19 protein-coding genes are annotated in these 20149 nt (G+C 62.1%); 11 read left to right on the forward strand and 8 right to left on the reverse strand.

The window, feature by feature from the left end:
* Positions 1 to 227: 227 nt before the first annotated feature.
* Entirely contained in the window at positions 228 to 1175 is a 948-nt protein-coding gene (locus ACH196_RS03455; RefSeq protein ID WP_396644969.1) for a hypothetical protein, read from the reverse strand.
* A gap of 711 nt (positions 1176 to 1886) precedes the next feature.
* Here ACH196_RS03455 and ACH196_RS03460 point away from each other — a divergent pair.
* The 7 genes from ACH196_RS03460 to ACH196_RS03490 all read left to right on the forward strand — a co-directional run bounded on the left by ACH196_RS03460 (position 1887) and on the right by ACH196_RS03490 (position 9253).
* Entirely contained in the window at positions 1887 to 3320 is a 1434-nt protein-coding gene (locus tag ACH196_RS03460; protein ID WP_396644971.1) for a hypothetical protein, read from the forward strand.
* Positions 3321 to 3564: 244 nt separating this feature from the next.
* Positions 3565 to 4590 carry a LacI family DNA-binding transcriptional regulator gene (locus tag ACH196_RS03465; protein ID WP_396644973.1) on the forward strand — a complete coding sequence of 342 codons (1026 nt, stop codon included), beginning with the start codon at positions 3565 to 3567 and terminating at the stop codon, positions 4588 to 4590.
* A 40-nt stretch (positions 4591 to 4630) separates the two neighbouring features.
* Positions 4631 to 5575 (forward strand): substrate-binding domain-containing protein, encoded by a 945-nt coding sequence (locus ACH196_RS03470; RefSeq protein ID WP_396644975.1) that lies wholly within the window; start codon positions 4631 to 4633, stop codon positions 5573 to 5575.
* Entirely contained in the window at positions 5575 to 6375 is an 801-nt protein-coding gene (locus ACH196_RS03475; protein ID WP_396644977.1) for an ATP-binding cassette domain-containing protein, read from the forward strand. Before ACH196_RS03470 ends, ACH196_RS03475 begins: the two co-directional genes overlap by 1 nt.
* The gene (locus ACH196_RS03480) at positions 6372 to 7373 is read left to right on the forward strand and encodes an ABC transporter permease (RefSeq protein WP_396644978.1); all 1002 of its coding nucleotides are present in this window, start codon (positions 6372 to 6374) and stop codon (positions 7371 to 7373) included. The genes ACH196_RS03475 and ACH196_RS03480 overlap by 4 nt, the downstream gene beginning before the upstream one ends.
* A 2-nt stretch (positions 7374 to 7375) precedes the next feature.
* A complete protein-coding gene (locus tag ACH196_RS03485; protein ID WP_396645026.1) occupies positions 7376 to 8443 on the forward strand; it encodes a phosphotriesterase in 1068 nt (355 codons plus the stop codon).
* A 39-nt stretch (positions 8444 to 8482) separates the two neighbouring features.
* On the forward strand, positions 8483 to 9253 hold the full coding sequence (locus tag ACH196_RS03490) for a glutamine amidotransferase (RefSeq protein ID WP_396644979.1): 771 nt from the start codon (positions 8483 to 8485) through the stop codon (positions 9251 to 9253).
* A 10-nt stretch (positions 9254 to 9263) separates the two neighbouring features.
* On the opposite strand, the gene ACH196_RS03495 is transcribed toward ACH196_RS03490, so the two are convergent.
* Positions 9264 to 10160, reverse strand: a complete 897-nt coding sequence (locus ACH196_RS03495) for a PfkB family carbohydrate kinase (protein ID WP_396644980.1) — start codon at positions 10158 to 10160, stop codon at positions 9264 to 9266.
* Between the two features lie 26 nt (positions 10161 to 10186).
* Here ACH196_RS03495 and ACH196_RS03500 point away from each other — a divergent pair, with 26 nt between their 5' ends.
* The 3 genes from ACH196_RS03500 (at position 10187) to ACH196_RS03510 (ending at position 12176) form a co-directional block, all read left to right on the forward strand.
* Entirely contained in the window at positions 10187 to 11029 is an 843-nt protein-coding gene (locus ACH196_RS03500) for a BtpA/SgcQ family protein (RefSeq protein WP_396644981.1), read from the forward strand.
* 1 nt (position 11030) lies between these two features.
* Positions 11031 to 11675, forward strand: coding sequence for a TenA family protein (locus ACH196_RS03505; RefSeq protein WP_396644982.1), 645 nt, complete (start codon positions 11031 to 11033; stop codon positions 11673 to 11675).
* Positions 11676 to 11891: 216 nt separating this feature from the next.
* Complete coding sequence (locus tag ACH196_RS03510) at positions 11892 to 12176, forward strand: hypothetical protein (protein ID WP_396644983.1); 285 nt, start codon at positions 11892 to 11894, stop codon at positions 12174 to 12176.
* Here the strand turns inward: ACH196_RS03510 and ACH196_RS03515 are convergent.
* From ACH196_RS03515 to ACH196_RS03540, 6 genes are all read right to left on the reverse strand, one after another.
* Entirely contained in the window at positions 12173 to 12427 is a 255-nt protein-coding gene (locus ACH196_RS03515; RefSeq protein ID WP_396644984.1) for a hypothetical protein, read from the reverse strand. The genes ACH196_RS03510 and ACH196_RS03515 overlap by 4 nt on opposite strands.
* 10 nt (positions 12428 to 12437) lie before the next feature.
* Positions 12438 to 12740 carry a putative quinol monooxygenase gene (locus ACH196_RS03520; protein ID WP_396644985.1) on the reverse strand — a complete coding sequence of 101 codons (303 nt, stop codon included), beginning with the start codon at positions 12738 to 12740 and terminating at the stop codon, positions 12438 to 12440.
* A 46-nt stretch (positions 12741 to 12786) separates the two neighbouring features.
* Positions 12787 to 13587 carry a type 1 glutamine amidotransferase domain-containing protein gene (locus ACH196_RS03525; RefSeq protein WP_396644986.1) on the reverse strand — a complete coding sequence of 267 codons (801 nt, stop codon included), beginning with the start codon at positions 13585 to 13587 and terminating at the stop codon, positions 12787 to 12789.
* A gap of 181 nt (positions 13588 to 13768) precedes the next feature.
* On the reverse strand, positions 13769 to 14824 hold the full coding sequence (locus ACH196_RS03530; RefSeq protein ID WP_396644987.1) for an NAD(P)-dependent alcohol dehydrogenase: 1056 nt from the start codon (positions 14822 to 14824) through the stop codon (positions 13769 to 13771).
* Between the two features lie 23 nt (positions 14825 to 14847).
* Positions 14848 to 14976: a hypothetical protein gene (locus ACH196_RS03535; protein ID WP_396644989.1), complete on the reverse strand. Its 129-nt coding sequence runs from the start codon at positions 14974 to 14976 to the stop codon at positions 14848 to 14850.
* A gap of 340 nt (positions 14977 to 15316) precedes the next feature.
* Complete coding sequence (locus ACH196_RS03540) at positions 15317 to 18196, reverse strand: ATP-binding protein (RefSeq protein WP_396645027.1); 2880 nt, start codon at positions 18194 to 18196, stop codon at positions 15317 to 15319.
* 359 nt (positions 18197 to 18555) lie between these two features.
* Between ACH196_RS03540 and ACH196_RS03545 the strand changes: the two genes are divergently transcribed.
* Positions 18556 to 20124 (forward strand): ABC transporter substrate-binding protein, encoded by a 1569-nt coding sequence (locus tag ACH196_RS03545; protein ID WP_396644990.1) that lies wholly within the window; start codon positions 18556 to 18558, stop codon positions 20122 to 20124.
* The last annotated feature ends 25 nt before the right edge of the window (positions 20125 to 20149 follow it).

The following is a 20149-nucleotide window of genomic DNA, read 5'->3' on the forward strand; positions in this document are numbered from 1 at the left end:
CAGCTTTGCCAATGGATGGAATGGTGTAAGCGCGGGGCGCAAACGCCGGGGACAGTTTACTTTTTTCCGCCCGCGCCAGCCTTGAAGCGGCTGCGCCCTTGTGCGGAAAAAAGTAAACTGTCCCCTGTAGGCAGCCATCTTCGCCGCCACGCCCGGACTTTTCCGGCTGGCCATTAAATCATTGAGATATTTTGCTTTTCGAGAACCGCCGGTCCTGCCGGCACGCGTCATGACGTATCGCGCCGCGGCGGCTCCAGCGCGTAGTAAGCCATCGCATTGGCATGCGCCAGAATCTCGTCGACCTCGCGGATGTTCTTGCGTTTCGGCGCGTCCGGATCGAAACGCGGCAATCTTCCGCCCGGCGGACGCCCGCGCCGGAGCGGCGAAAAACGCCGGAACCGCACCGGACCAGGCTTGCCCTGCGCTGCCGCCGCGTCGCGAGCCGCTTTGTCGCGTGCAAGGCCTGCGTCGTTGCGCGCCTTCCAGCGGGCAAAACGTTGCGCCTGGCCGGGAAGATCGTCGAGTGCCTGACCCAGCGCATCCAGCCTGAGCGTCAGTTTCGCCGCATTGATCGGATCGTTCTGCGACGGCGGCGGCGGCAGGGGGATGCGTGGCGCGTCGTCGTCGAGCGACCGGATGCGCGGCACGGCATGCGCCGGCACATAGTTGCGGCGGATGCGGAACGGATATTTGAGCGCGTCGAGCAGCGGCAGGTTCAATGTGCGCGGGCGAGAGGCGCGGCGTTCGGCGGCTTTCCGCTCGGCTTCATAGCGGGCAAAGTCTTCTCTCGACAGGCTGACGGCGAGGCCGAGGCGGCGCATGGCGGCCACCGTGTCGGAAATTTTTGGCTTGAGCTTTCGCGGACGCAACGGTGGCAGCACCACCACGATGCCTTTCGCCGCCGCGATGATCAGGCGGCGTGCGGCGGATTCGGCCGGGCGCAGCAGCAGAAGAATGGCGCGGTAGAGATGGCGTGGCAGGCAGAGCGGCGGAGACGGTTTGTTCCTCCCGGTCTTTCCCGCCCGTCCTGGTCTCGGCGCGACAGCGGCTTCCCCAAGCACCAGCGACAACGGCCTGCCGAACCCCATCTCGGCCATGCCGACGAGCATCAGCAGGATGTGCTTCAGCGCCTGCCGGTATCGCTCGATTGTCGTACTCGCGTCTCCAAACTCCACTGCCGTCCTCCTTCGAACACAGGCGGCGGGGATTGTAGCACCGGTCGGCAACGATGTAAATAATCCTAGGATAATAATCCTCTAAACATCCTGAACTTCTGCACAACACATTGGAAAAACTCGACTTTTCGAGGCATAGCGGCCTGCCCCGCTAGCTGTCCGGCTGGACACCAAGCTCGGCCCCGAAAAATGTCATGCTTGGAAAAGCAAGGAGAATCAGAGCTTTGGCCGCACGCCTGGTGGATTTTGGCGTAACAGGCATGACCAAGGGCCAGCGACTTTCAGATGGACAGTCCCTCCTCCACCATCTGCGCGAATCCGTCCAGCGTCCGCAGACGATTTTTCGAACTTGCGCCAACGCTGAATCTCGCGGATGGAGTTGGATAGGTCCGCTTGCGACCCTAGGTAAATCATTCAGGCTGGGTTGCGGAGCGCTCGAAACCTGCCGCTTGTTCAGCGCAGTTCGGCCTAAGCGGGGCCGACAGCGGACTGGCAGTTCTCGACCACGGAAGTGAAGAAGCAATGTCGCGCCGCGCAAGCTTCTTCTAACCGCTAATCACCCGTAGAGTGCCCCATAGCTCGTCAAGGACAGTGATTGCCATGTTAAGCCCACAACATCACCGGCCGCCCCCTCAATAGCAGTCCGCGAGTGAGGCGTCGCTTGCAGTTTGCTCGCACTTGTAGTTCTCTTTGTCAAACACGGGGAAACGCATGAAGGACTGGGAGAAGATCGTCGCCACCATCGCCGCTGCCGCGTGCCTGTGTATGATTTTTTATCTACTGTGGCGAAATGAAGATGTTAGTCCGAACTTAGTCGTCATGGTGCGTGCAGTCATGGCGCTCGCCGGGGGCATATTCGGCGCGACGATTCCAGGGATAGTGAACGTTAGATGGGATGCTGGCGGATTTGCCATCCGCGCGGGCGGTGCCCTCGCTCTCTTCGTTATTATCTTCTTCGGGAGTCCGACAGTACTGCCGCCGCCGGAACAGAAACCCGATGCGGTTATCGGACCCGGCTCGCGTGCGCCTGCACTTAGCGAATGCTGGGTTACGTGTGCGGCTGCGGCCGAGCTTCCCGACACAACAACCCCAGTGCACTACGCGTTTCGAATGGATGGCGAGAACCTTGTCATCGACACAGTAAATCTTTATCGGGACCTCTTTCTTTCGGGGCGACCACTACCGTTAGGAATTGGAGTGTTCGGAGAGCGGGGTCATATCTACCCAAGTATTCGTGTGAGCGTGAGTAATCCTACAGCCCGCGACCTTTTGGTGGACAGGACCCTTGTTCAGATCATTCACTTCGTTCCCGACAATGAACCTGTATTGTGGCTTACCTCCTCGGAGCCTTGGCTGACGCCAGAATCCCCGATTTCATTTGTGAACGGCGGAGGGGGAAGCATGTACTTTACCCAAGTCACCGTAAGTCTTTTCGATATCGACGTATGTGAACCAATTAACGGGGACGATTTTGAAAGATTCTATTTAGAAGGACACGATGAACTTTGGAATTTGAAGGAAGAAAATCTTACCGATAGAATCGCCGTTCTAGAGTACCAGCGAAAAATTGAATGGTTCACTAAGGCCGAATTCCCGACTGCCAATCCACTAGTAGTGCGTCATACAGATCTCGGCACTGTTGAAGAGAACATTGAACTTTTTGTTTTCGATGGCGGCCCATTTAAATCTACAGCATACTGCACGACAATCGCATTCGAATACAAAACTAAAGACGGACACGCAAGAAAGGCTACGTTCTTTGGATCGATTCATGAACCCGCCGGTTCGGGTGGTGGGATAGGCTCCGAGGATACGTATGCCGCGCAACTCGATCCAAGCAAGATTGGCCAGAATATCGTGGTCCCTGGCGCTCAGCGACGGCTAAAGGCAGGAGAAACCGACACCTACCAAGTAAAACTAAAGCCTCTGGACCTCGGAACTTACGAAATGGAGGCAAGTGTATTCGCGGAGAACAGGGAACTGCGAAAATCGGTTGTAGTCTTAAATTACACCCCACTTAAATACCCGAGCAAGCGTAGTGTGGCGCCGATAGAGTTAAATGATGAGGAATTCGAAGCGCTACAGGCGGAACGACTAGAGAATATTAACAATCAAGTATGGCAACAGATCTTCCCTAGGCCCTAATATAACCTCGGCGGGACGGTCGAAGCTCGTTTTATTGATCAAGGCAACTTTCCGGGGTTGATCGCCCGAAAACGGTCATTCTGCTTCCCACCAATAGCTGAAATTCGAACGACAAACCCCTCCCGCAATTCCGGCCTCACCGCACAGCACCGCACGCAAATCCGCTTGACTCGCCACGGCCTTCGCATCTTAATGGTAAAGCGCTTTACTAAACCGCTTTACCAAGCAACCTGCGATTGTCGAGATGTCGAAGGAGCGAGCCACGAGTCTGAAGGACGTCGCCGTCGCGGCCGGCGTGTCCGTCACCACCGTGTCCCGACTCCTCAACGGCTCGCTCGAACTCCCCGCCGAGACACGCCAGCGCATCGAAACCGCCATCCGCGATCTTCGATACGAGCCGAACCCGCACGCCCGCAGGCTGAGCCGCGGCCGCTCGGATACGATCGGCCTGGTCGTTCCCGACATCGCCAATCCGTTCTTCGCCACCCTCGTCGCCGCCGTCGAACAGAAGGCGGATGGCGAGGCCAAGGCGCTGTCGCTCTATGCGACGCTGAACCGCTCCGGCCGCGAGGTCGCCTATCTGCGCATGCTGGAACGCAACCATGTCGACGGGCTGGTGTTTGTCACCAACCACCCCGACAATGGTGAACTGGCCGGCCTTATCAACCGCACCGGCAAGGTCGTCGTCGTCGACGAGGACGTGCCGGGTACCACCGTGCCGAAGCTTTTCTGCGACAATGTGCAGGGCGGCTACCTGGCCGGCAGGCACCTGGCCGAGAACGGCCACCGCAACGTGCTTTATATCGGCGGCGCCGAAGGCATGATCAGCACCCGCCGCCGCTTCCAGGGCCTGGAAAAGGCGATGATGGAAGGAACCGGTGGAGCCGCGCGCCTGTTCCGGTATGGCGGCGAATACACGACCGAGTTCGGCCGGCGGGCGGCGCGGCGCTTTCTCGACGAAGGTTTACCGGTCACCGCCATCTTCGCCAGTTCGGACGAGATCGCCATCGGCCTGATCGAGGTGCTGCGGGCGCAGGGCGTGTCGATCCCGCAGGATCTGTCGATCATCGGCTTCGACGATGTCGGGCCGCTGCATCTGTTCGCGCCGCCGCTGACCGCCATCCGGCAGCCGGTGCGCGCCATTGGCGAGCGCGCGCTGGCGCTTCTTCTCGAAACGGATTGGGAGCAGTCCGAAACCTCGCATGGCGAGGAACTGCTGCCCGTGGAAATCGTCGTGCGGAGCTCCGTTGCGCCGCCGCCGAAACAATAAATGCAACGGAAAACGGATCAACCAACCAGAGGATAAATCGATGACCTTCACCCGCAGAACCATCGCAGCCGCCTTGGCGGCGACCGCGCTCGCTGGCCTCACCTTCGGCCCGGCAATGGCGCAGGACAAGACTTTCGCCCTCGTGCAGATCAACCAGCAGGCATTGTTCTTCAACCAGATGAACGAAGGCGCCCAGAAGGCGGCCGATGCGGCCGGCGTCAAGCTGGTGATCTTCAACGCCAACAACGATCCCGCGGCACAGAACAGCGCCATCGAGACCTACATCCAGCAGAAGGTGGCCGGCATCGCCGTCGTCGCCATCGACGTCAACGGCATCATGCCGGCGGTGCAGCAGGCGGCGGATGCCGGCATTCCGGTCGTCGCCATCGACGCCATCCTGCCGCAGGGCCCGCAGAAGGCGCAGATCGGCGTCGACAACGCCAAGGCCGGCGCCGACATGGGCGCGTTCTTCCTCGACTATGTGAAGGCCAACATGGACGGCAAGGCGAAATACGGCGTCGTCGGCGCGCTGAACTCCTTCATCCAGAACGTCCGGCAGGAAGGTTTCGAGAAGGCGCTGGGCGGCGCCGCCGGCATCGACAAGGCCGGCGTGGTCGACGGCCAGAACATCCAGGACAACGCGCTTGCCGCCGCGGAGAACCTTATAACCGGCAATCCCGACATGAACGCCGTCTACGCAACCGGGGAACCGGCGCTGATGGGCGCCATCGCGGCGATAGAAAGCCAGGGCAAGCAGGGTAGCGTAAAACTGTTCGGCTGGGACCTGACGGCGCAGGCGATCGCCGGCATCGACGCGGGCTACGTCGCGGCCGTCATCCAGCAGGACCCGGGAGCGATGGGCGCTGCCGCCGTCGACGCACTGAAGAAGCTCTCCGAGGGCGGAACGGTGGAAGCCAACATCGCGGTGCCGGTGACGATCGTCACCAAGGAGAACGTCGAGCCTTACCGGGCGATCTTCAAGTGATGCCTGAGGCAACGCAGCCAAACGCCGGGGCCGGGGGAGAAAAACTCCCCCGGCAGCCGGGCACGCAACGGGTGCCGCGCGTCTCGCTGCGCAACATCCGCAAGACCTTCGGCTCGCACGAGGCGCTGCGCGGCGTCGACCTCGATCTCTATCCCGGCGAATGCCTCGGCCTGGTCGGCGACAATGCGGCGGGAAAATCGACGCTGACCAAGATCGTCTCCGGCACCTACCTGCCGGATGGCGGGACCATCGCCATCGACGGCGAGGAGGTGCGCCTCACCGGCCCGGCCGACGCGCGCGCCCGCAACATCGAGATGGTGTTCCAAGATCTGAGCCTTTGCGACCATGTCGACGTGGTCGGCAATCTTTTTCTCGGACGCGAGCCGACGAAAGGGCCATTCCTCGACCGGTCGCGCATGTTGAAGGAAGGGCGCGCCATGCTCGACGCGCTGGAGATCCGCATTCCCCGGCTCTCCGCCAAGGTCGAGAAACTCTCCGGCGGCCAGCGCCAGGCGATCGCGATCGCGCGCGCCGCATCCTTCAACCCGAAGGTGCTGATCATGGACGAGCCCACGTCGGCGCTCGCCGTGGCGGAAGTCGAAGCGGTCCTCGCGCTGATCAATCGGGTGAAAGCCAAGGGCGTGTCGGTCGTGCTCATCACCCATCGCCTGCAGGATCTCTTCCGCGTCTGCGACCGCATCGCCGTCATGTATGAAGGCACCAAGGTCGCCGAACGGGACATTGGAAAGACCGACCTCGAAGATCTCGTAAAACTCATCGTCGGGGGAGAACGCCATTGACCGCCTATACCGAACGCGCGGCAGGCTCGCCGCTTGCCGACTTCATAAGCGAGCACGCGCAGGTGCTCTCCATCACCGCCTTCTTCCTCGGCTGCCTCATCTACTTCTCGGCCACGACCGACACGTTCCTGACGGCGGGCAACATCCTCAACGTGATACGGCAGGCCGCACCCATCCTCGTCGTCGCGGTGGCGATGACCTTCGTCATCATCACCGGCGGCATCGACCTGTCGGTGGGGTCGCAGGTGGCGCTGGTCAACGCCGTCGCAGCGATCGTGCTCGCCATGGGCACTCCCTGGCCGGTCGTGGTGGTGGGCATGATCGCCTTCGGCGGGCTGATGGGCATCCTTCAGGGCTGGTTCGTTGCCTATCAGGGCATACCGGCCTTCATCGTCACTCTGGCGGGGCTGTCGATCGTGCGCGGCTTCGCGCTCTATCTCACCCAGGGTTATTCGATCCCGATCAACGGCGTTCCGGGCTTCCTGGCGCTCGGACGCGGCGAATTTCTCGGCATGCCCGTCCCTGCCCTCATCGCCGCCGCGGTCGCTGTCGTCGGCTACGTGGTGATCGCCTCGACGAAGTATGGAAGGCAGGTCGTCGCCGTCGGCTCCAACCTCGAGGCCGCGCGCCGCGTCGGCATGCCGGCGAAGTGGATCGTCGCCTCGGTCTACCTCGTCTCGGGCGTAGCGTGCGCCATAGCGGGGCTGCTGATTGCCGCGCGTCTCGGCTCCGGTTCCTCGAACGCCGCGGTCGGCTTCGAACTGCAGGTGATCGCGGCGGTGGTTCTGGGCGGCACGTCTTTGATGGGCGGGCGTGGCAGCATCCTGGGCACGATCCTGGGCACGCTGACCATCGCCGTCATCGGCAACGGGCTGATCCTGATGCACATCTCGCCGTTCTTCACGCAGATCGTGACCGGCGCGATCATCCTGGTGGCGATCTGGCTCAACACGCGCATCTTCACCACCAATTTCCGCCTCGGCGGCAGAAAACGATGACCATGGCGAGCGATCGTTCGGAAGCCCACACACGCTCGGGCAAGGTGATGACGGTGGCGGGGCCTATCGAGGCCTCGGCGCTCGGCGTCACGCTGATGCACGAGCACATACTGAACGACTGCCGCTGCTGGTGGCATGCGCCGAAGACGCCGGAACGGCAACATCTGGCGACCAGCTTCGTCTGCATCGAGATCCTCGGCGAGCTGCGCCAAGACCCTTTCGTCAACAAGCACAATATCACGCTGGACGACGAGCCGCTGGCGATCGCCGAGCTGAAGGATTTTGCGACACTCGGCGGCCATACGGTGGTCGAGCCCACCTGCCAGGGCATCGGCCGCGACCCGGCCGCACTGCGGCGCATCTCGGAAGGCTCGGGCCTGAACATCGTCATGGGCGCCGGCTACTATCTGGCCGGCTCGCATCCGGCCAAGGTCGCTGCGATGAGCGTCGACCAGATCGCCGACGAGATCGTGCGGGAAGCCACAGTCGGGGTCGACGGCACGGATATTCGGATCGGCCTGATCGGCGAGATCGGCGTTTCCTCCGACTTCACGGCTGAGGAAGAAAAGTCTCTGCGCGGCGCGGCCCGCGCGCAGGCGCGCAGCAGCTTGCCGCTGATGGTGCATCTGCCGGGCTGGTTCCGGCTCGGCCACAAGGTGCTAGACATCGCGGAAGAGGAAGGAGCGGACCTGCGCCATACCATCCTCTGTCATATGAATCCCTCGCATGGCGATCTCGACTATCAGAGCGAGCTCGCCGCGCGTGGCGCCTTCATCGAATACGACATGATCGGCATGGATTTTTTCTACGCCGACCAGCAGGTGCAATGCCCGAGCGACGAAGAGGCGGCGCGCGCCATCGTCAGGCTGATCGAGCGCGGACACCGCGACCGCATCCTGCTCTCGCACGACGTCTTCCTGAAGATGATGCTGACGCGCTACGGCGGCAACGGATACGGCTATATCCTGCGCCATTTCCTGCCGCGGCTTCGCCGCCACGGACTGGACGAAAAGAGCCTCGGCATCCTCATGCGGGACAATCCGCGATCGGTCTTCGAGGCGAGACGCTGAAGCAGGCGACACGACGGAACATAAGAAACGGAAAACACGATGACCAAAAAAGTCCTTCTCGTCGGCGAAAGCTGGGTCAGCTCGGCCACGCATTACAAAGGCTTCGACCACTTCGGCAGCGTCACGTTCCATCTGGGCGCGGAGCCGCTGGTGAAGGCGCTGGAGGGCAGCGCGTATGACCTCACCTACATGCCTGCGCACGAGGCGGTGGAAAAGTTCCCGTTCGATATGGCCGGGCTCGACCCTTACGACGTCATCATCCTCTCCGACATCGGCGCGAATTCGCTGCTTCTGCCGCCTGCCGTCTGGCTCCATTCGAAGACGGTTCCGAACCGGCTGAAACTCATCAAGGCCTGGGTCGAGAAAGGCGGGGGCCTGCTGATGGTCGGCGGCTATTTCTCCTTCCAGGGTATTGACGGCAAGGCCCGCTGGCGGCGCACGCCGGTGGAGGACGTGCTGCCTGTCAAATGCCTGCCCTACGACGACCGCGTGGAAATTCCGGAAGGTGCGACCGCCGTGGTCACCAAGCCGGACCATGCCACGGTGGCCGGCCTCGGCGGCGACTGGCCGTTGCTGCTTGGCGTCAATGAAGTCGAAGTGCGCGAGCGCGGCGACATTGAGATTGTCGCGCGCCTGCCCGACGACCAGGGCGGGCACCCGCTGCTCGTCACCGGCAGCTTCGGCAAGGGGCGCACCGCTGCCTGGACTTCGGACATCGGCCCGCACTGGCTGTCGCCAGCATTCTGCGAGTGGGAAGGTTATGGCCGCCTGTGGAAGAATATTTTGGGCTGGCTCTCGGACGCACGCTAAACCGCGCCGCTCATCGTGCGAGGATGTCTTCCAGCTCCTGGCGGGTCGGAAAGGCGGACCGGGTTCCGCAGCGGCTGACGGTCAAGGCGGCGGCGGCGGACGCATGGGCGACGGCACGCCGGTCGAGCGTAACGCCGCGCAAAAGGGCCGAGGCAAGCGCAGTCGCCATGAAGGTGTCGCCGGCGCCGGTCGTATCGACCGCCCGGGCCGCCACGGCGGGGATCGGCTCGACTCCAGTGTCCGAGCCGAGCAAGGCGCCGTCGCCGCCGAGCGTCAGCACGACGCGGCGCACGCCGGCCTGCATCAGGCGGGAGACGGCTTCGGCGCCCGACGTGCCGGCAAGCTGCTCCGCCTCGCCCCTGTTGAGGAATGCGATGTCGACGAGCGGCCAGAGGCCGGTGAAGTACGGCCGGAGCGGCGAGGGATTGAAGGCAGTGACCATGCCCCGCTCTCTCGCCGCAGAGAGAATGCCGCGGGTCACCTCTTCGCTGAGGTTGCCCTGCAGGACCGCGAGGTCGCCCGGTTCGGCGGCGGCAAGGGCGAGGAGCGCATCGTCGAGCGAAAGCGCACCGGCCGAGTCGGTCGTCGTGACGATGGCGTTCTCGCCGTCGGGAGTGGTGAAGATGATGGAGAAATCGCTGGCGCGGCCGGCAAGCGCGACAAGGTGCGCATCGACCGGTTCTCCCGCAAGCTGCTCGCGGATCGTGCCTGCGCGAAAATCGTCGCCGACGGCGGCGACAAGCGTGGTGGGAACGCCGCTGCGGCCCATGACGACCGCCTGGTTAGCACCCTTGCCGCCGAGATCGCGGGTCTCCTCGCTGCCGAGAATGGAAGCGCCGGCTTCGGGCATGGAGGAAACGGCAATGGTTTCGTCGATGGCGACGTTGCCGATCACATAAGAACGCATGTCAGACTTTCGAAGAGAGAAGGCAAATGCAGACGATATCCGACAATAATTCAGGCGCCATAAGGGAAATCTTCGGGCGCGACAAGGCGCTGATCGGAATGATCCATTGCCCCCCCTTCCCCGGTGCGCCGCGTTATCGCGGAACATCGTTGGATGCGGTCTACGACGACTGCATGCGCGACGCGGAGGCGCTCGTCGGAGGCGGCCTGCATGGGCTGATTATCGAGAACCATGGCGACATCCCGTTCTCGAAGCCCGAGGATATTGGCCCCGAGACCGCCGCCTTCATGTCGGTGGTCACCGATCGCATCGCGCGCGCCGTGGGTGTGCCGCTCGGTATCAACGTGCTCGCCAACGCGCCTATACCCGCCTTCGCGATCGCGATGGCCGGCGGCGCGAAGTTCATCCGGGTCAACCAGTGGGCGAATGCCTATGTGGCGAACGAGGGTTTCATGGAAGGGCGGGCGGCGGAAGCGATGCGTTACCGCTCGCTGCTGAGGGCCGAGCACATCAAGGTGTTCGCCGACAGCCATGTCAAACACGGTGCGCACGCCATCACCGCCGACCGGACGATCGAGGAACTGACGCGCGACCTGGCCTTCTTCGACGCGGATGCCGTGATCGCTACCGGCCAGCGGACCGGAAACACCGCCACCATGGAGGAGATCGAGCAGATCGGCGCCGCGACGCATCTGCCGCTTCTGGTCGGTTCGGGGGTCGACAAGTCCAACATCGCCGAGATCCTGAAACGCACCAACGGCGTCATCGTCGCGTCGTCGCTGAAGAAGGACGGCGTCTGGTGGAACCCCGTCGATCCGGACCGGGTGAAAGCTTTTGTCGAACAGGCACGTCCGGCGCTGGAACTTTGAAATGAGCGAAACCCTGTCCGAACAGATTCTTCGCGAGAATGCGGACGTGCTCGATGCGATGGTCAATCATCGTTTCATAAACGACATCAAGGAGGACCGCCTGCCGAAAGAGGCGTTCGAGCGTTATCTCGTCTTCGAGGGCGCTTTCGTCGATACGGCCATATCGATTTTCGCCTATGCGGCGGCCAAGGCCGGCACGATCGAACAGAAGCGCTGGCTGGTCGGCGTGCTCGACGCGCTCGCCAACCAGCAGATCGCCTATTTCGAGAAGACATTCGCCGCCCGCGGCATCGACCCGTCGGCTTTCGATACGAACATTCCGCAGGTCGCGGCTTTCCGCGACGGGATGCTGGAGATCGCACACGACGGCTTCTATCTCGACACCGTCGCCGCCATGTTCGCCGCCGAATGGATGTACTGGACGTGGTGCCGTCAGGCGAGCGAGCGCCGCATCACCGATCCGCTTCTGAGGGAATGGGTAGACCTTCACGCGCATCCGGATTTCGCGGCGCAGGCGCTATGGCTGAAAGCGGAACTCGACGCGGCCGGCCCTCGTCTGGAGCCGACCGAGCGAGCGCGCCTCAGCGCCATCTTCGGCAGGGCGCAGCGGCTGGAGATCGACTTTCATGACGCGCCTTACCCTTGAGGACGCGTCCGGGGTCGCCCACGACCGCCACCTTCGCAGATAAGCCATCGTGAACTTTGCATGAGTACTTCCCCTAAGGACAATATCGTCTCAAAAAAACCGCGTGGTATACCTTCCCATGGGTAAAGACGGCCTTTTACATCCGCCTATCGCCCCCTGTGATGACAGGTATTTTATACAATTTTTGCAATACACCCCCCAAGGAAGGAAACGGCTATGAAACATCTCGCAATTGCAGGAATTGCACTTTTGCTGTCAGCCGGCGCAAGCGCCGCTGCCGACATTCCGCAGGTGGCGGTCGACACCTGCCTCAAACATGCCGACGCCTATACTGGAGCCGCTGCTGGCACCGCGAAGTCGACCGGCAATGTCGAAGCTGACGTCTCCTGGTTCGGCGGCCCCGGCGGCAATTTTCGACTGGCAGTAGATGCGGGAGGTACTGCCTTGAGTTGCGTTGTCAGCCCGGACGGCAAGCTGATTGCGCTTGCACCAGCAAACTAGTTAGCCACGTCATCCGGTCGCGCCCATGTGAGGAAGGCAATCTCTGGGCGCGACCGAGCATTTCCGCATTTATCGACTGCAAGGGCATGAGGCACTGCCGAGCACTCACCGTGATCGTTCCGCTTCGACCATACGGCGCGATCCTGGGGCAGTGCGCGTGCCGTTGCCAGCTTCGTCTCCAGCGCGGACGCATCATCCGTCGGCAGCGCCGCGATATGCGCGCGGTCGAAGGCTTGCACGACTTCGATCATCCTCTTCCCCTTACTTTGCCGAGGTGACCGCCTCCAGCACAAATGCCGTCCGGTCAGCCAGTGCGGGGATCCTGGCCAGATAGTCTTGATAATGCGGCGCCTGCCGATGCGCCTCGACCGCGGCGGCGTCCCGGTAGAGCTCGTCGAGTATGTAGCGCTCGCCCTGCGCCTGGTCGCGCCAGACATCCCAGCGCAGATTGCCGGGTTCGGCCCGGCACAGCGGCGCCATACCAACGAGCAATGCTTGCAAGTCGGCCGCCTTGCCGGGATGAGCCGTCAGGATGGCGGTGATCTTGGCCGGCGATTGCGTCATACCGAAGGCTCCCGATGAATTGCGCGAATCCTGCCTTCATGTCGGGTCACGCCGAAACGGCCGCCCGGTCGAGGGCTTCGACCAGTTTCGCTGCGAGCGGATGATCCGATCGCGGGTTCTGGCCAGTGATCAGCTCGCGGTCCACGACGACATGGGGCGAGAAATCGACCGGGGTCGTGGTGACATCGCCACCTGCCCTGCGCAATGCGTCGGGCATGGTGAAATACAGTTTGCCGTGCAGAATCTGTTCTTCGATCGGCTTTTCCTCGCTGGCGGAGAACACCGTCATCTTGTAGCCGGCATATTGCCAGCCCTTCGCCAGTTCAGACGCTTTGGACAGGTCGCCGGCAATCAAGGCGGCCCGATATTCCCTAGCTCTTGGCAGTGCGGCAAGCGAGGCGATCGGCCCGTGGCATAGGAAGGCCGTGGGTTTTCCGCGCACGTGGAAGTGGCGCAGGATTTCGCCGAGATCGGCATCCTGCATGAGATCGACGACCGGTGCCTGGCCGCCGGGCACGAAGACGCCCGCATAGTCGTCGAGCCCGCCGTCGATCACCGATCGCAACGTGCGGACATCGACCATCGCGGGATAGTCATCGAAGAAGGCGCGCCCGCGCTGGTGAGCGGTTACGTCACCGTCGAAATGCTGTGCAAAGTCCGACACCGGGTCGATATACGGCTTGGTGCCGTCGGGCGTCGCCAGCACGATTTCATAACCTGCCTCGACAAGGGCCATGGCAGGCACGACGGTTTCGTTGAGATATTGGCCGGTCGGCCCCGTGCCGCCTCCCTGAATCTCGATCCGCGTGGCATTCGAACCGACGACAAGCACTTTACCCTTGTTCATGAAATCCTCCTGAGGTGATCGGCAAAATGACTGCTTGCTATCCAATGACAATCGGAGCTGATGCATGCATCCGGCCATCGCAAGGCGGCGCGCTTTACTTCCGCCTCGCAGGCTGTCGCCCAGTTCAGCCCAGACACCTGCGAGTTTCAGCGCCAATGCCCTGACTGACGCCATTTCAGCATCACCACTTCATCACGGCTCTGCCGACGATTTCTCCGGCCCTTATCCGATCGAGGTATTCGTTGATCTGTTCGAACTTGAAGAGGTTGGTCGTGTGGCGAACCTTGTCCTGGGCGGCCAGCGACAGCACTTCCGCGAGATCGACATTGTTGCCCCAGTAGGATCCGTGGAACGTCTGCTCGCGGTTCACACGCGGAAGCAGCGGCACGCTGATGCGCTCACCGACCAATCCGACATTGGCGTAGTGTCCGCTGATCCCAAGAATGCTGAAAGCGAGTTCCATCATTTCCGTGGCACCTGCGCAGTCGATGATCGCGTCCAAGTCCTTCTGGCCCACCGCCTTCTCGAGCTCTGCCGCGATCGTATCGGAGGTTTTGTTCTTGACGGCGATGACGTGGTCGGCGCCGTTCTCCTTCGCGACGGCCAGCTTGTCGGCGTTGCGAGCGAACGCGACAACCTTGGCGCCTGCGCCAAGCAGCTTCGCGTACTGAACCGCGTAGGCGCCTAGTCCGCCGATGCCGAAAACGCCGATGACCCTGCCAGGCCCGAGCGCGCCAGCGTCGCGCAGCTTCTTGATGCCCCGATACGGGGTCAGGCCGGCATCCGTGAGGGGAGCGATCTGTTCGAACGTCAGGCGTTTGTCCGCCTTGACGAGGTAGCGGGCCGGCACCGGAATATACTCGGCAAATCCACCATAAGGGCCGAAGCCCGGCCAGCGCACGTTCGGGCAGATGTGGGTGTTGCCCACGAGACAGTGACGACAGATTCCGTCGCCCCAGCCCGGCGCCACGCCGACAGGGTCGCCTTCCTTGAAGCCCGAAATCGTCGGGACATTCTTGCCGATCTTATAAACGGTGCCCGAGATTTCGTGGCCGATCGTGATCGGCGTCGGGATATCTGCAAAGGGGCGGAAGTAGCCGTCGATGAGCTGCGCATCCGAACGGCACATGCCGCACGCTTTCACCTGGACGAGGATTTCGTCCGATTCGATGTCCGGGATCGGCACGTCTTCGAGGACGACAGGCTTTCCATATTCATGGATGCGGGCGGCTTTCATGTGCTTCTCCTCTTATCGATAGTTCAGCTCGCACTGACGACCGCCGCGGCAGCCTCCGCCACGGCGATGTCCTGCCCGAGCGTCCTCGCGCTCGCGCCGCCGGCGCCCACGATCGTGCCGCCGACCCGGACCGACCTCTCAACACTGTTCATGCGCCGGACGCATGCGCCGCAGCGTGGCTGCCTGGGCGGCCATCGTTTGAAGAACAGGATTTGCCTGATCGACTGGACTTGCCCGGACCGGGCACAAGCCATTGTCGCTTACCAGTCTGAGTACCACCGAAAGCGCCAAACCGGTGGTAAAAATAGGTAATTAGATGGTGGGCCTGCCTGCGAAGCTCGATGGCCGCTTGAGGCGCATTTGCTGTCAACGCAGACGGTGGCTTCCGGCGCCAACCGGGGCACGTCGACCCTATTCTTTACAAGTTAGACCGGCCGCCCGGCCTGGTTCTTTGAAACTGGAATTGGACGCTGTCGGGGCGTGGGCACCCGATCACGCGAAGGAGAGCTTTTTGTCGGCCAATAGCCGGAGTGTACGAAGACGCGCACGCGCCTCCTTCAAATCCGCGAACGCGCCGTCCTCACGAAACTTGGCACAACTCGCTTCGAGAAGGTTGAACGCTTCGGCGTGGTGACCGTCCCCTTCCAGCTTCGCAGAGAGTGAAAGCGCTGCACGAAGCTCCAGCGTCAAAGCACCGATCGTCGAGGCTTCCGCGATCGAACGCCTGAGCAATCGCTCAGCTTTGCCCGCGTCGCCGGACCGCAATTCCACCAGACCGGCGATCCGCAAAATCTCGGGCAGGCACCAGTTGGCAACCTGCTCGGTTGCGAGCGCATGGGCGTTCTCGATAACGACCCTCGCGTCCTTCAACGCCCCTGCATCGAGAAGTGCCTCCGCAACCATGCTGTAGTGCATCGGAGCACGCAACAGGTTCCGTGCCGCTATGAGGTCGTCGAGCCTTGCCTTCATTTCCGCCGCGGCACCAGGCTCTTGCCGCTTGGCGCGAAGCGCGCTCTTGAAGAAATGAAACCACTCCCGCCAGATGCCGATATCCTCGCGCCGGCCATTTTCCTCGAGCATGACGAGGAACCTGGCACAGCTCTCGTAGTCGCCGGACCACAAGGTGATAGGAACCGCAAAAACGGCCAGGGCATTCGATTGCGAGACCACATGCCCCGAAGCGTCGGCTCTCTCGACCGCCTCCCGCGCCACCTGCATGGCCCTGCCCGGCTCGCCGGATACCCATAGGACGAGTGCCAGCGAGCACCCGATCGCCACGCCCCGCTCCGCCTGAAAGCGAGCGAACCGCACAGGCTCGCTAGGCCTGTGATACCGTGCGGCGAGTATCTCGAGCCGCTGCCTGGCGCTCGATACTTTGCCGACATACATCTCTGCCAGCGCCATCATACGTTGCCCTTCGTCCACCGCCGACCAATCGGCTTGCGCCTCGGCGAGAGCAATGAATTGGCGGAGCCGGTCGATTCCTTCGAGTGGCCTGCCGACGTAGATAAGATGCGCCGCCAGTCCCCAGAGGCCAAAGAGCTGATATTTGATGTTTTTGGCTTCGACGCCGAGCGTATAGCATTCGTTCCAGGCCGCTTCGGTGGAAAGCGCGAGGTGCTGCGCAAAGCTCATTCCGGACGCCCGCGCCGCAACCAGCTTCATCGTAAGATCGGTTGGACAATCGCCGAGTTCGCGTGCCGCAAGCAGCGCGCGCTCCACACGGGATTGCATTTCAGACAGCGACGACAACTCGTACCATAGGGGTATCGCGGCCGCCGTCAGCCGGATTCCAAGCATCCGATCGCCCGTCTTGCCGAACGACCAGGACATCGCATTGCGCAGATCGTCCACCCGGTCTGCATAGTCGGCCATCCAATCGCGCTTCTCGCGCGATTCCAATTCCTCTGCAGCCCGCTCGAACAAGGCGAGGATATGCCGGGCGTGCCGCCGCAAACCGCTGTCCCGCTCGCCCGCATCCTCAAGCCTCTCGGCCGCATAGGCTCGGGTGCTCTCAAGCAACCTGTAGCGTATCGAACCGTCTTGATAGTCTGCGTATACGAGGGATTTGTTCGTCAGCCGCTCGAGGGCATCGATCGTCTGCGTCGCATCGAACGCTGCCACCTCGGACATGGCGATGGCGTCCTGCAACCGGAACACGCCCGCGAAGACGGACAGAAGCCTGAGCAGGGCGGCCTCATCGTCAGACAGCAGCCGGTAGCTCCAATCGAGGGTCGCCAGGAGGGTCTGCTGACGAAGCGGCGCCAGCCGCTCACCGTTGCTCAGCAGGAGGAACCTCTGCTCGAGCATGGTGAGCAAGGTCGGTACGCCGAACGTGAACGTTTTGGTGGCCGCCAGTTCGATGGCGAGCGGAATGCCGTCGAGGCGACGGCAGATCGCCGAAACCAACGGCGCATCCGCATCGCTCAAGACATACTTGCCGCGCTGCTGCGCGCGGGTGACGAACAAGTGAACTGCGCCGAATTCGAGGGCGCTTTTCGCAGTCACACCTTGATCCGCCGGCGGCACATCGAGGCTGGGCAGACGGTGAACTTGCTCGAACACGCTTCGCAGCGGCTCGCGACTGGTGGCGAGCAAGGTGACTGTGGGCAGGCTTTCCAGCAGGCGGTTGACGATCGCCGTCATTGTTGAAGACAGGTGCTCGCAATTGTCGAGTATCAGCAGCATCTGCCGATCGTGCACGAGTTCGATGATTTCCGAGAGTGTATCCTCGGAGCGCTGCCGGGCACCCACGCCGGCGGCTATTGCGGCCGTCGCGTATTGAGGATCGCCGACTGTCGACAGATCGATAAAGCAGACGCCGTGCGGATAGTTGGCCAGCACATGATGGGCAACCGCAAGCGCAATGGTGGTTTTGCCCACCCCGCCGGGGCCGACGATCGTGACGCAGCGGGTGTTGGCAAGTTTCGTGGCGAGGCACTCGATCTCATCCGATCGGCCGATGACGGTGGGATGCTTGAGGAGCGGTCTCGCCGGTGTGGCGACCAGTCGAGCCGGAGCAGGAGCCTCCGTCTGTTCGACATCCACATGTGCGACGAAGCGGTATCCGCGACCGGCGACCGTTGCAATGTAGGATTCCGTACCTCCCTCGGAGAGGACACGGCGCAATGCCGCAATATTGACTTTGAGATTGCTCTCATGGACGAAAGTGCTGGGCCAGCAGAATTCCAGCAGCTCGGTCTTGCTGACGACCTCACCCGATCGGTGCGCGAGCAAAGTAAGGATATCGAGCGCCCTTCCGCCTATCCTTACGGGGAGACCTTCGCGCAGCAGAAGCTGCCGCTTGGGCAGAAGCCGAAACGGGCCGAATATATAGGTCTTGTTATCAGGTTCGGGGCTAGGTGATACCATGTCCTGCAATGACCCTTATGCAAGCAGCCGCCCAAATCTCCCTTGAAAGCGCGATCGCGGCTCGTGCCGCGGGGGATCCGCAGCCTGATCGTCGGATCCTTCTCAACGAACTATTTCTAAGGTTGTGCTTGCTGCAAGTCCACAGTCAACGACCGCCCATGGCGAGGATTCCATGCTCGGCGAATTCATCGCAGGCGGGTAGTGCAGCGGTTTCAACAATTTAGAGATAGTACCGGAAAGGAAGCGAGGCCGTACCCTTTCACCGATTTTTACCTTAATTAACCTCCGTCGCAGCATGGTCGCATTATGCTCGATCGTTCCGTCCTCGACGTCCGACTAACGTTCCTTTGGAATAAGAAATGACGACGTCTCGCCGAGACGCCTTGAAAATCCTGGTTGGCTCGGCGGCCCTGTTGCCGGCTTTCCGCGGCAGCGCCTTCGGCCGGCCGCCCGAGAAGTTCGTTTTTGCGAACAACACCCTATACGACACCCTCGACCCTCACACGCTCTTCGACGCTTCGCGCGCGGCGGTGCGGTTCAATCTCTATGACGGTCTCTATCGTTGCGTCGACAACCCGCCCAGGCTGATCCCATGGCTCGCCGAAAGCCATGCCGTCTCCGCAGACGGAAAGGCCTACACCTTCACGCTCAGGCGCGACGCCACGTTTCACGACGGCTCGCCTGTGACCTCCCTCGACGTGGTCTATTCGATCGAGCGCATCATCGCCCTGAAGAAAGGCCCGGCAAGCCTCTATCTCGGCGCGATCAAGCCGGGCACGACCGAGGCGCCCGATCCGCATACGGTCGTTTTCAATCTGGCGAGCCCCTCGGCGATCTTTCTGGTGACGGTGCCGGACATCCTGGTCGTAAACAGCGCGCTGGTGAAGGGCCACGAGGTCGATGGCGACTGGGGGGAGGCTTGGCTGGCGCGCAACGAGGCCGGCTCGGGATCCTATGCGCTGGACCGCTACGATCCGGCCGTCGGATGGACCGCGCATCGCTTTGCCGAGCACTTTGCCGGTTGGGCGGGCGACCCGATCGAAGAACTCGAATGTCGCACTGTGCTGGAGACGAACACCCGCGTGCTCGGGCTGATACGGGGCGACCTCCAGGGGGCGGAGGGATCGATGCCCTTCGACCAGATCCGGCGGCTCCGTCAATCGAAGGACGTGCAGATCATCGAGCAGGAGTCGATGCGTGTCTTTCTGCTCGCCCTGAACCATAGCAAGCCGCCGCTGAACGACGTGCATTTCAGGCGCGCGCTTGCCTATTCCTTCGACTATGACGGATTCATCGGCAGCATCATGGGCGGATCGGTTTCGCGCAACCCCGGCCCGATCCCGAACACCATGTGGGGCACGCCGCCCGGGCTGAAGGGGTATCGTTTCGACCTCGACAAGGCTCGGGAAGAGTTGAAGCAGGTGAAGCAACCGCTCCGGACGCTCACCATCAACGCGCTCGCCGGATTCAGCGATTCCGAGCAGGCCGCCATCCTGTTCCAAAACACGCTGCGCCAGATCGGGATCGAGGCGGAGGTCGAGGTTTCGCCTTGGTCGGTGGTGGCGAACCGCCTCTCCAGCGCGGACACCCGCGCCGACATCGTACCGCTTTTCCGGAGCACCTTCTATGTCGACCCCAACAACTGGGTCGGCGAAGGTTTCGGCACGCGTTACCACGGGCAGCGGTCGCTGTCCTACTACAGCAATCCCGAGTTCGATAAGCTTCTCGACCGGGCGCTTGTCTCGGACAGCCAGCCGGAACGGCAGACACTTTACGAAAAGATGGTGCAGATCGTCAGCGACGATGCCGCGGGCATCTTCGTGTATAACACGCGCTGGTATGGGCCTTACTCGAGCAAGGTTTCAGGGATCCGTTTCTCGCCCGTAAGCAACGGGCAGGATTTCCGCTGGGCTTCGATGAAGGGTTGAGAGCCGGAAGCGCGTGAGGCTGGAG

Source organism: Mesorhizobium sp. IMUNJ 23232, from assembly GCF_044326205.1.
GTDB lineage: Bacteria > Pseudomonadota > Alphaproteobacteria > Rhizobiales > Rhizobiaceae > Kumtagia.

Excerpts from the sequence above, each read along its gene's own strand:
- ACH196_RS03465 (WP_396644973.1), top strand. The coding sequence starts at position 3,565 with ATGTCGAAGGAGCGAGCCACGAGTCTGAAGGACGTCGCCGTCGCGGCC.
- ACH196_RS03515 (WP_396644984.1), bottom strand. The coding sequence starts at position 12,427 with ATGATCGAAGTCGTGCAAGCCTTCGACCGCGCGCATATCGCGGCGCTG.
- ACH196_RS03505 (WP_396644982.1), top strand. The coding sequence starts at position 11,031 with ATGAGCGAAACCCTGTCCGAACAGATTCTTCGCGAGAATGCGGACGTG.
- ACH196_RS03520 (WP_396644985.1), bottom strand. The coding sequence starts at position 12,740 with ATGACGCAATCGCCGGCCAAGATCACCGCCATCCTGACGGCTCATCCC.
- ACH196_RS03485 (WP_396645026.1), top strand. The coding sequence starts at position 7,376 with ATGGCGAGCGATCGTTCGGAAGCCCACACACGCTCGGGCAAGGTGATG.
- ACH196_RS03540 (WP_396645027.1), bottom strand. The coding sequence starts at position 18,196 with ATGGTATCACCTAGCCCCGAACCTGATAACAAGACCTATATATTCGGC.
- ACH196_RS03475 (WP_396644977.1), top strand. The coding sequence starts at position 5,575 with ATGCCTGAGGCAACGCAGCCAAACGCCGGGGCCGGGGGAGAAAAACTC.
- ACH196_RS03530 (WP_396644987.1), bottom strand. The coding sequence starts at position 14,824 with ATGAAAGCCGCCCGCATCCATGAATATGGAAAGCCTGTCGTCCTCGAA.
- ACH196_RS03500 (WP_396644981.1), top strand. The coding sequence starts at position 10,187 with ATGCAGACGATATCCGACAATAATTCAGGCGCCATAAGGGAAATCTTC.
- ACH196_RS03535 (WP_396644989.1), bottom strand. The coding sequence starts at position 14,976 with ATGAACAGTGTTGAGAGGTCGGTCCGGGTCGGCGGCACGATCGTGGGC.
- ACH196_RS03490 (WP_396644979.1), top strand. The coding sequence starts at position 8,483 with ATGACCAAAAAAGTCCTTCTCGTCGGCGAAAGCTGGGTCAGCTCGGCC.
- ACH196_RS03495 (WP_396644980.1), bottom strand. The coding sequence starts at position 10,160 with ATGCGTTCTTATGTGATCGGCAACGTCGCCATCGACGAAACCATTGCC.
- ACH196_RS03510 (WP_396644983.1), top strand. The coding sequence starts at position 11,892 with ATGAAACATCTCGCAATTGCAGGAATTGCACTTTTGCTGTCAGCCGGC.
- ACH196_RS03460 (WP_396644971.1), top strand. The coding sequence starts at position 1,887 with ATGAAGGACTGGGAGAAGATCGTCGCCACCATCGCCGCTGCCGCGTGC.
- ACH196_RS03545 (WP_396644990.1), top strand. The coding sequence starts at position 18,556 with ATGACGACGTCTCGCCGAGACGCCTTGAAAATCCTGGTTGGCTCGGCG.
- ACH196_RS03470 (WP_396644975.1), top strand. The coding sequence starts at position 4,631 with ATGACCTTCACCCGCAGAACCATCGCAGCCGCCTTGGCGGCGACCGCG.
- ACH196_RS03525 (WP_396644986.1), bottom strand. The coding sequence starts at position 13,587 with ATGAACAAGGGTAAAGTGCTTGTCGTCGGTTCGAATGCCACGCGGATC.